At 68.9% G+C, this 9,266-nt stretch carries 7 protein-coding genes and 1 pseudogene; 2 read left to right on the plus strand and 6 right to left on the minus strand.

Features of this window, described 5'->3' with window-relative positions:
* Positions 1 to 167 (plus strand): annotated as a pseudogene (locus MFF42_RS23800) (DUF459 domain-containing protein); the annotation flags it as partial.
* Between the two features lie 45 nt (positions 168 to 212).
* Here the strand turns inward: MFF42_RS23800 and MFF42_RS23805 are convergent.
* From MFF42_RS23805 to gltB, 6 genes are all read right to left on the minus strand, one after another.
* Positions 213 to 659 (minus strand): type II toxin-antitoxin system VapC family toxin, encoded by a 447-nt coding sequence (locus MFF42_RS23805; protein ID WP_238258276.1) that lies wholly within the window; start codon positions 657 to 659, stop codon positions 213 to 215.
* A gap of 3 nt (positions 660 to 662) precedes the next feature.
* On the minus strand, positions 663 to 902 hold the full coding sequence (locus MFF42_RS23810) for a type II toxin-antitoxin system Phd/YefM family antitoxin (protein ID WP_238258278.1): 240 nt from the start codon (positions 900 to 902) through the stop codon (positions 663 to 665).
* A gap of 147 nt (positions 903 to 1,049) precedes the next feature.
* On the minus strand, positions 1,050 to 2,483 hold the full coding sequence (locus MFF42_RS23815) for a glutamate synthase subunit beta (protein ID WP_238258280.1): 1,434 nt from the start codon (positions 2,481 to 2,483) through the stop codon (positions 1,050 to 1,052).
* An 81-nt stretch (positions 2,484 to 2,564) separates the two neighbouring features.
* On the minus strand, positions 2,565 to 2,810 hold the full coding sequence (locus MFF42_RS23820) for a BrnA antitoxin family protein (protein ID WP_238258281.1): 246 nt from the start codon (positions 2,808 to 2,810) through the stop codon (positions 2,565 to 2,567).
* The gene (locus tag MFF42_RS23825; RefSeq protein WP_238258283.1) at positions 2,797 to 3,087 is read right to left on the minus strand and encodes a BrnT family toxin; all 291 of its coding nucleotides are present in this window, start codon (positions 3,085 to 3,087) and stop codon (positions 2,797 to 2,799) included. Before MFF42_RS23825 ends, MFF42_RS23820 begins: the two co-directional genes overlap by 14 nt.
* 30 nt (positions 3,088 to 3,117) lie before the next feature.
* The gene (gene gltB / locus MFF42_RS23830) at positions 3,118 to 7,851 is read right to left on the minus strand and encodes a glutamate synthase large subunit (protein ID WP_238258285.1); all 4,734 of its coding nucleotides are present in this window, start codon (positions 7,849 to 7,851) and stop codon (positions 3,118 to 3,120) included.
* A gap of 623 nt (positions 7,852 to 8,474) precedes the next feature.
* On the opposite strand from gltB, the gene MFF42_RS23835 reads away from it, so the two are divergent.
* Positions 8,475 to 9,266 (plus strand): hypothetical protein (locus tag MFF42_RS23835; protein ID WP_238258286.1); only part of this gene is annotated, 792 nt, incomplete at its 3' end.

The raw sequence follows: 9,266 nt of genomic DNA on the forward strand, positions 1-9,266 counted from the left end.
CCGTCGTGCCGCTCGGCCGCACCGAGACTTCGCCGGGCGGCACGCTGCTCACCGGCCGCCCGCAGGAGGGCGACGCCACCGGCACCCGCGAGCGCAGCCTGCAACGGGGGGCCGCTCCCCTGCCCCAGCCCGGCCGGGCGGACGATTTCCGCTGGCCGCCGGGGTGAGGCGATCCGATCCCTCCGCGTGGGTCGGAGGCGTGGACGCCCGTGTCAGGCGATGTCGGGGGGCAGCGCCTCGAAGGGATCGAGCGCCGTCACGTCGAGCGGGCGGAAGTGCCTGAGATTGCACGTCAGAAGCGTGAACGCGTTGCGCCGGGCCGTCGCGGCGATCGCGAGGTCTGCCCAGCCGGGGTCATGACCCTGCCCCTTCGCACGATCCCTCATGACGCCGATGTGCCGTGCCGTTTGGAGATCGACCGGCAGAATCCGGTCTACGTAGAGGTGGAGGAGTGTCTCCAGCCATTCCGACAGATGGTCGGCCTTGCGGCTCGCTCCCTCCCGCCGACACTTGGCAATGCCGTCCTCGATCTCGGCGATCGTGACGACCGAGAGAAACAGGGCGGCGGTGTTGCGCTCCATCCAGGCCGTGACGTCCTCGACGGCGACGGCCTTGGTCGGTGCTCCGGCGGAGAGCACGTTCGTGTCGACAAGGTACAAGCGTCAGAGTTCCGCATCCCTGAATCCGCCGTCGCGCACCGGCAGATCGTCCGCTTCCAGGGGAGCCGTCATCAGCAGCCTGCCGAATGACGGAACCTGAGACAGTCGCTGCCACTCCTCGAAGCTCAGCACCACGGCCTCGGGCCGCCCATGCCTCGTGATGATCGAGGGCTGCCCCCTTCGAGCCTGATCGATGACGGATGACAGGGTCGCCTTCGCCTCGCGAAGCTGGATCTCCTGCATCGAATCCTCCGTGACCATTGTAGTCACATTAGGGTCGCGTCTCGCGCTTGCAAGCGTTATTGCGCCCATAGTCGCGCCTCGGGCCCGCCCAAGAAGAAGGGCCGCCGCATCGCTGCGACGGCCCTCCGAGCGTCCGGAAACGACCCCCTACCGCGGCAGGACGGTCGCGCCCATCAGCGCCTCGTCGATCGAGCGGGCGGCCTGACGGCCCTCGCGGATCGCCCAGACCACCAGCGACTGGCCGCGGCGCATGTCGCCCGCGACGTAGATCTTCGGGTTCGAGGTCAGGTAGTCCTCGTCGTTGGCGGTGACGTTGCCGCGCTTGTCGACCGCGACGCCCGATTCCTCGACCAAACCCTTCTGCACCGAGCCGGCGAAGCCGATCGCCATGAAGACGAGGTCGGCCGGCAGCACGAACTCGCTGCCCTCGACCGGCTGGCGCCGCTCGTCCACGCGGGCGCAGACGACGCCGGTGAGCTGGCCCTTGCGGTTGCCTTCGAGCCGCAGGGTCGCCGCCTGGAACTCGCGCTCGGCGCCCTCCGCCTGGCTCGACGAGGTGCGCATCTTGGTCGGCCAGTAGGGCCACACCGTCAGCTTGTCCTCGCGCTCCGGCGGGCGCGGGCGGATGTCGAGCTGGGTCACCGAGAGCGCGCCCTGGCGGAAGGCGGTGCCGACGCAGTCGGACGCCGTGTCGCCGCCGCCGATGACGACGACGTTCTTGCCGGCCGCCAGGATCGGCAGCTCGCCGTTGCCCGGCATCGGCTCGGCGCCGACCCGGCGGTTCGATTGCACGAGATAGGGCATGGCGTAGTGCACGCCGTCGAGCTCCTGGCCCGGCAGCTGCGGGTTGCGCGGATCCTCGGCGCCGCCGCAGAACAGCACGGCGTCGAACTGGCTCGTCAGCTCCTCCACCGGCACGTTCACGCCGATATTGGCCTTGTAGTGGAAGACGACCCCCTCGGCTTCCATCTGCTTCACGCGCCGGTCGATGTGGCGCTTCTCCATCTTGAAGTCGGGGATGCCATAGCGGAGCAGGCCGCCGGCCTTGGGCTCGCGCTCGTAGACGTGCACGTCGTGGCCGACGCGGGCGAGCTGCTGCGCCGCCGCCATGCCGGCGGGGCCGGAGCCGACGATCGCCACCCGCTTGCCGGTGCGGGTCGCCGACGGCTCGGGCTTGACCCAGCCCATGTTCCAGGCCCGGTCCGCGATCGCCTGCTCGATCGTCTTGATGGCGACCGGCTGGTTCTCGAGGTTCAGCGTGCAGGCCTCCTCGCAGGGCGCGGGGCAGATGCGGCCGGTGAACTCGGGGAAGTTGTTGGTGGAGTGGAGGTTGCGCGAGGCCTCCTCCCAGTCCGACTGGTAGACGAGGTCGTTCCAGTCGGGGATCTGGTTGTGAACCGGGCAGCCGGTCGGGCCGTGGCAGAACGGAATGCCGCAATCCATGCAGCGGGCGGCCTGTTTGGACAGGTCGTGCTCGTCGAGCGGCAGCGTGAATTCGCGGAAGTGCCGAACGCGGTCGGCGGCGAGCTGATACTTCTGCTCCTGCCGGTCGTATTCGAGGAACCCTGTGACCTTGCCCATCGTGTCCGTCTCTTCGTGGCCGCCTCGCGACGGTGTTCAGTCTCCGGGCACCGTGCGGCCCACCGATCTCAGTTCGATGACTCAGAGCCGCTCCGGGTGCTCGGCCATCCATTCCTTCAAGGCGTCCTCGATTCGGATCTGCCATCCGGGACCGTGGGCGCGGAAGCGCTCGACGATTTCGGTCGGCAGGACGAGCCGTTCGGTCTCGCCGGGGCGATGACCGCGTTGCACGAGCTTGCCGGCGATGCTCAAATCGGCCCGCTCGAACCACTCGTCATCGAGCTCCGGCGCATCGTCCGGATCGAAGCCGATATCATCGGGTGACATCGGCTGCTCGAAGTTTTCCGCCGAAGCGCGCTTGCTCTCGCTCATTGGCTTTCCTCAAGCTGATGATGCGCCGCGTACCATTCCTGATCGTCCAGACCACGATGACCATGCGTCCGTCCAGCCATCCGGCTGTCGTCCAACGCTGTTCACCGTAGCTGACCCGCCTGTCCTCCTGCGTCGTTTCGGTCCCATCGAAGACCTCCTCGCAGCGCAGGAAGTCGAGGCCTCGGACTTCAAGCGTCCAGTCGCGCTTGGCCGGGTCGAAGGTGATCTCCACCTGCGGCGTCCGCCTTCGACCCGTCCAAGATCACTCCGCCGCCACCGGCATCCGCGCCATCTCCATCTCGCGCAGGGCCCGACGATACTCGACCGGCATCACTTTGACGAACTTGGTGCGGTGGCCCGCCCAATCGTCGAGGATCTGCTTGGCCTTCGGCGAACCCGTGTACTTCAGGTGGTTGGTCAGAAGCTGCGACAGCCGCTCCTCGTCGTGTCCCGACATGTCGGCGAGGATGTCGACCCGGCCCTTGGTCTCCAGGTCGCCGTCCTGGTGGAAGCGGCGCATGATGTCGTCCTCTTCCTCCACCGGCTCCAGATCGACCATCGACAGGTTGCAGCGGTCGCGGAACGAGCCGTCCTCGTCGAGCACGTAGGCGATGCCGCCGGACATGCCCGCCGCGAAGTTGCGGCCGGTCACGCCGATCGAGACCACCACGCCGCCGGTCATGTACTCGCAGCCGTGGTCGCCCATGCCCTCGACTACGGTAATGGCGCCGGAATTGCGCACGGCGAAGCGCTCGCCCGCCGCACCGCGGATGTAGCACTCGCCCGCGATCGCCCCGTAGAGCACGGTGTTGCCGGCCATGATCGTGCGGGCGGGGGGCGCCTTCAGCGCGTCGCTCGGACGGATGATCAGCTTGCCGCCCGACAGGCCCTTGCCGACGTAGTCGTTGCCGTGGCCGACGAGGTCGAGGGTGACGCCCGCCGCGAGCCACGCGCCGAAGCTCTGGCCGGCGGTACCATTGAGCCGCACCACGATGCTGTCGTCGGGCAGGCCGTCATGGCCGTACTTCTTGGCGACCGCCCCGGAGAGCATCGCGCCCGCGGCGCGATCCGAGTTGCGGATCACGTCGGTGAGCACGACCGGCTCGCCGGTCGCGAGGGCGTTCTCGGCCCCCGCGATCAGGCGGCGGTCGAGCACCGTGTCGATCGGGTGGTGCTGCGTCTCGACATGGCGGATCGCCACCTCCGGCCCGACCTCGGGCCGGTGGAACAGCTTGGAGAAGTCGAGGCCGCGGGCCTTCCAGTGCTCGATCGCCTCGCGCTTGTCGAGGAGGTCGGAGCGGCCGATCAGGTCCTCCAGCTTCGAGAAGCCCATCGCCGCCATCAGCTCCCGCAGCTCTTCGGCCACGAAGAAGAAGTAGTTGATGACGTGCTCGGGCGTCCCCTTGAAGCGCTTGCGCAGCACCGGATCCTGGGTGGCGACACCCACGGGGCAGGTGTTGAGGTGGCACTTGCGCATCATGATGCAGCCGGCCGCGATCAGCGGTGCGGTCGAGAAGCCGATCTGGTCGGCGCCGAGCAGCACCGCGATCATCACGTCCTTGCCGGTGCGGATGCCGCCGTCGGCCTGGAGCGCGACGCGGCCGCGCAGGCCGTTCATCACGAGCGTCTGCTGCGTCTCGGCCAGACCCGTCTCCCAGGGGCCGCCCGCGTGCTTGATCGAGGTGAGCGGGGCCGCACCCGTGCCGCCGTCGAAGCCGGAGATCGTGATGTGGTCGGCGCGCGCCTTGGCGACGCCCGCCGCGACCGTGCCGACGCCGACCTCGGAGACCAGCTTGACCGAGATGTCGGCCGCCGGGTTCACGTTCTTCAGGTCGAAGATCAGCTGGGCCAGATCCTCGATCGAGTAGATGTCGTGGTGCGGCGGCGGCGAGATCAGGCCGACGCCCGGCGTCGCGTAGCGGACCTTGGCGATCTTGGCGTCGACCTTGTGGCCGGGCAGCTGACCCCCTTCTCCGGGCTTCGCTCCCTGTGCCACCTTGATCTGAACCATGTCGCCGTTGACGAGGTACTCGGTCGTGACGCCGAAGCGGCCCGAGGCGACCTGCTTGATGGCCGAGCGGCGCGAGCGTCCGTCGGGCCCCGGCACGAACCGGCGCGGCTCCTCGCCGCCCTCGCCCGAGTTCGAGCGGCCGCCGAACGAGTTCATCGCGATGGCGAGCGTCTCGTGCGCCTCCTTCGAGATCGACCCGTAGGACATGGCGCCGGTGGCGAACCGCTTCACGATCTCGGCGGCCGGCTCGACCGCGCCGATGTCGATCGGCTGACGGCCGAGATCGGCCGCGGTCTTGATCCGGAACAGGCCGCGCAGGGTCTTGAGGTGGTTCTCCTGCTCGTTCACCAGCCGTGCGTATTCGCGGTAGCGCTCGGCCGCGCCGAGGCGCACCGCGTGCTGCAGCGTCGCCACGGTGTCGGGCGTCCAGGTATGGGTCTCGCCGCGCAGGCGGTAGGCGTACTCGCCGCCGACATCGAGGGCGTTGCGGTAGATCGGGGCGTCGCCGAAGGCGTCCTGGTGGCGCAGCGCCGTCTCCTGGGCGACCTCGGCCATGCCGATGCCCTCGACGGTCGTCGCCGTGCCGAAGAAGTCCTTGGCCACGAAGTCGGAGTTCAGGCCGATCGCGTCGAAGATCTGCGCGCCGCAATAGGACTGGTAGGTCGAGATGCCCATCTTGGACATGACCTTGAGCAGGCCCTTATCGATCGACTTGATGTAGCGGTAGACGATCTCGTCGTCGGTGAGGTCCGGCGGAAACTCGTCCTTCATCGCAACAAGCGTCTCGAAGGCGAGGTAGGGGTTCACGGCTTCCGCGCCGTAGCCCGCGAGGCAGGCGAAGTGGTGCACCTCGCGCGGCTCGCCCGACTCGACCACGAGGCCGACCGAGGTGCGAAGTCCCTTGCGGATCAGGTAGTTGTGCACGGCCGCGGTGGCGAGCAGCGCCGGGATCGGGATGCGGTCCGGCCCCACCATCCGGTCGGACAGGATGATGATGTTGTAGCCGCCGCGCACCGCGACCTCGGCCCGGTCGCACAGGCGATCGAGCGCACCCTCCATCGCCGCCGCGCCGGATTCGGCAGCAAAGGTGATGTCGAGCGTCTTCGTGTCGAACCGGTCCTCGAAATGCGAGATCGACCGGATCTTTTCGAGGTCGCCGTTGGTCAGGATCGGCTGACGGACCTCGAGCCGCTTGCGGCGGGAGGCACCTTCCATGTCGAGCAGGTTCGGCCGCGGCCCGATGAACGAGACGAGGCTCATCACGGCCTCCTCGCGGATCGGGTCGATCGGCGGGTTGGTGACCTGCGCGAAGTTCTGCTTGAAGTAGGTGTAGAGTAGCTTGGGCTTGTCGGAGAGCGCCGAGAGCGGCGTGTCCGAACCCATCGAGCCGACCGCCTCCTGGCCGGTCACGGCCATGGGGGCCATGAGCAGCTTGAGGTCTTCCTGGGTGTAGCCGAAGGCCTGCTGGCGATCGAGCAGGGACACGTCCGTGCGCGAGGCGCGCGGCTGGATCGGGTGCAGATCCTCCAGCACGATCTGGGTGTTCTTCACCCACTCGGCGTAGGGGTGCGCCGAGGCCAGCTCGCCCTTGATCTCCTCGTCGGAGACGATGCGGCCCTTCTCCAGGTCGATCAGCAGCATCCGGCCCGGCTGCAGGCGCCAGGACTGGACGATCTTCTCGTCCGGGATCGGCAGCACGCCCATCTCGGAGGCGAGCACGACGAGGCCGTCATCGGTGACGATGTAGCGGGCGGGGCGCAGGCCGTTGCGGTCCAGCGTCGCGCCGATCTGGCGTCCGTCGGTGAAGGCGACCGCCGCCGGGCCGTCCCACGGCTCCATCAGCGCGGCGTGATACTCGTAGAAGGCGCGCCGCTCCTCGCCCATCAGCGGGTTGCCGGCCCAGGCCTCGGGGATGAGCATCATCATCGCGTGGGCGAGCGAGTAGCCGCCCTGCACGAGGAACTCGAGGGCGTTGTCGAAGCAGGCGGTGTCGGACTGGCCCTCGTAGGAGATCGGCCAGAGCTTCGAGATGTCGTTGCCGAACAGCTCCGAATCGACGCTGGCCTGACGCGCGGCCATCCAGTTCACGTTGCCGCGCAGCGTGTTGATCTCGCCGTTATGCGCGACCATCCGGTAGGGGTGCGACAGGCGCCAGGTCGGGAAGGTGTTCGTCGCGAAGCGCTGGTGGACGAGGGCCAGCGCCGAGACGAAGCGCGGGTCCTTGAGGTCGAGATAGTAGTGGCCGAGCTGGTGCACGAGCACCATGCCCTTGTAGACGATGGTCCGGCTCGACACGGAGACGGGGTAGAACGCCTTCACCCGCGCGTCGTCGAGGCCGTAAACCTGGTTCGAGATCACCTTGCGGGCGATGTAGACGCGCCGCTCGAAGGCGTCCTGATCGGTGACGCTGGCCGGGCAGCCGATGAAGAGCTGGCGGTGGTGCGGCTCGGTCTCCTTCACCGCCTTGCCGAGGTCGCTCGAATCCACCGGCACGTCGCGCCAGCCGAGCAGCGGCAGGCCCTCGTCGGCGAGCGTCTTCTCGACGATCGCCTCGATGGCGGCGCGGGCATCCGCGTCCTTCGGCAGGAAGAACTGGCCGATGGCGTACTGGCCGGCGGGCGGCAGCTCGAAGCCGAGGCGCGAGCATTCCTCCGAGAAGAAGCCGTGCGGGATCTGGGTGAGGATGCCGCAGCCGTCGCCCATGGTCGGGTCGGCGCCGACGGCGCCGCGGTGGTCGATGTTCTCCAGGATCTTCAGACCCTGCTCGACGATGCTGTGGCTGCGCCGGTCGTGCATGTCCGCGACGAAGCCGACGCCGCAGGCATCGCGCTCGTGGGCGGGGTCGTAGGCGCCTTCCGCCAGCGGAAGAGCCGGATCGCGCAGGATCAGCGGCTTCGCCCCGGCGCGCGAGGGCGCGGCCGTCTCGGGGGCCACGGTCTCGCCGATCACGGCCGGCACCGACAGTTCAGACGGGATTTCACGCATCGTCCGCAGATCTCCGACCCTGCCCGCACGCGAGCATGTTTCATGCCCGAACACCAACGGTGATCGGGCCGCCGCCGTCATTTCAATTCGGGTCAGGTGGGGTTCTTCCTGCCGGAATCGCCCGCCAACCCGCGGGCTGAACCCCGGCTCGCTCAGCCGGCGCTCGCCCGGATCGCCTTGGCGATCACCGGTTTATCAGCTCGTTCGGACGTCACGTCGATCACGTGATGAATCCCCAAAGCTCGCCGGACGGCCAAGCACGACAAAAAGGTAAGCGCGACAAATGGGACAGTCTTGCTGTCCTATAGGCGGACGTTGCCAGATTTCATTCATTCCAGCAAGGGGCCGCCGGCCACCGCCTTCGGCCTTTTGAACATGGGTCGAATTCGCGCAGCGCAGCCGCGGTTCAATGGCGCGTGGCGTGCCCCGAGACACCGCGGCGTCCCGATGCCCCTGGCAGGTTCCGGGCCGGTCCGCAATGTCGCCCCATTCAATCGTTTAGAAAACCTTGCCGGCACGGAGGGAATGCGGGGATCGCGTCTGCCGTGACGCCGGGGGACCCGCGGTCAACAGCGGGCTCCCGGGACCTTCCTCTCTGCTAAAGCTTGGTTCGCGGGGTCCCCATGGCTTCGAGCCGTCATGCCATCGGTCGTGTCCGGACAGCGGCGCTGCGCCGCGGACTCGGATTCGGGCTCGCCGCCGCGCTCCTGACCGGGGCCGGCCTCCAGGAAGCCGCCGCCCAGGGCTTCTACCGCGAGATGTACGGCCCGCCGCGGGCGGTCTATTTCGAGGATGCCGGCCTGCTGCCGCCGCGGGAGGTCGTCGACGACCTGCGCGACCGCGGCTTCACCGAGATCGCCCGCCCCCGTTACGACGGCCGGAACTACCGCGTGGAGGCGACGAGCCCCCGCGGCCAGCGGCTGCGGCTCGTTGTCGATGCCCGCGAGGGCGACGTGATCGGGCGCGAGCCGCTGGGCGGCGTCTACTATCCCTCCGAGCGGATCCGTCCGGCGGCGCCCGGCTACGGCTGGACCGAGGACGACATGCGTCCGCGCCGGCCGATCCGCGAGGCGGAGCGCATTGTGCCGCCCGCCGACATCCCCTCGGTCCCTGGTTTGCGCAATGCGCCCCTGGGCGGCGAGCGGGATGCGCCGCGCGAGGCCCGAATCGAGCGCGTGCCGCCGGCCGCGCGGCCCGAGTCCAATCCCCTCGGGGTCAATCCCGACGCGGTCGGCCGCCCGGAGGCGCCGCGGCGCGCGGCGGCCCGGACCGCGCCGACGCCCAAGCTCCCGTCCCAGGCGCGAATCGCCCCGCCCGCTCCCGAGCCGTCGCTCCGTTCCGGCCCCGCCGGATCCCCCGGGATGACGCCGGCCGCCAAATCCGAGCCGGCCAAGCCGGAGGCGACGGAGGCCAAG

The organism is Methylorubrum podarium (assembly GCF_022179745.1).
GTDB lineage: Bacteria > Pseudomonadota > Alphaproteobacteria > Rhizobiales > Beijerinckiaceae > Methylobacterium > Methylobacterium podarium.

Excerpts from the sequence above, each read along its gene's own strand:
- MFF42_RS23810 (WP_238258278.1), bottom strand. The coding sequence starts at position 902 with ATGCAGGAGATCCAGCTTCGCGAGGCGAAGGCGACCCTGTCATCCGTC.
- MFF42_RS23815 (WP_238258280.1), bottom strand. The coding sequence starts at position 2,483 with ATGGGCAAGGTCACAGGGTTCCTCGAATACGACCGGCAGGAGCAGAAG.
- MFF42_RS23820 (WP_238258281.1), bottom strand. The coding sequence starts at position 2,810 with ATGTCACCCGATGATATCGGCTTCGATCCGGACGATGCGCCGGAGCTC.
- gltB (WP_238258285.1), bottom strand. The coding sequence starts at position 7,851 with ATGCGTGAAATCCCGTCTGAACTGTCGGTGCCGGCCGTGATCGGCGAG.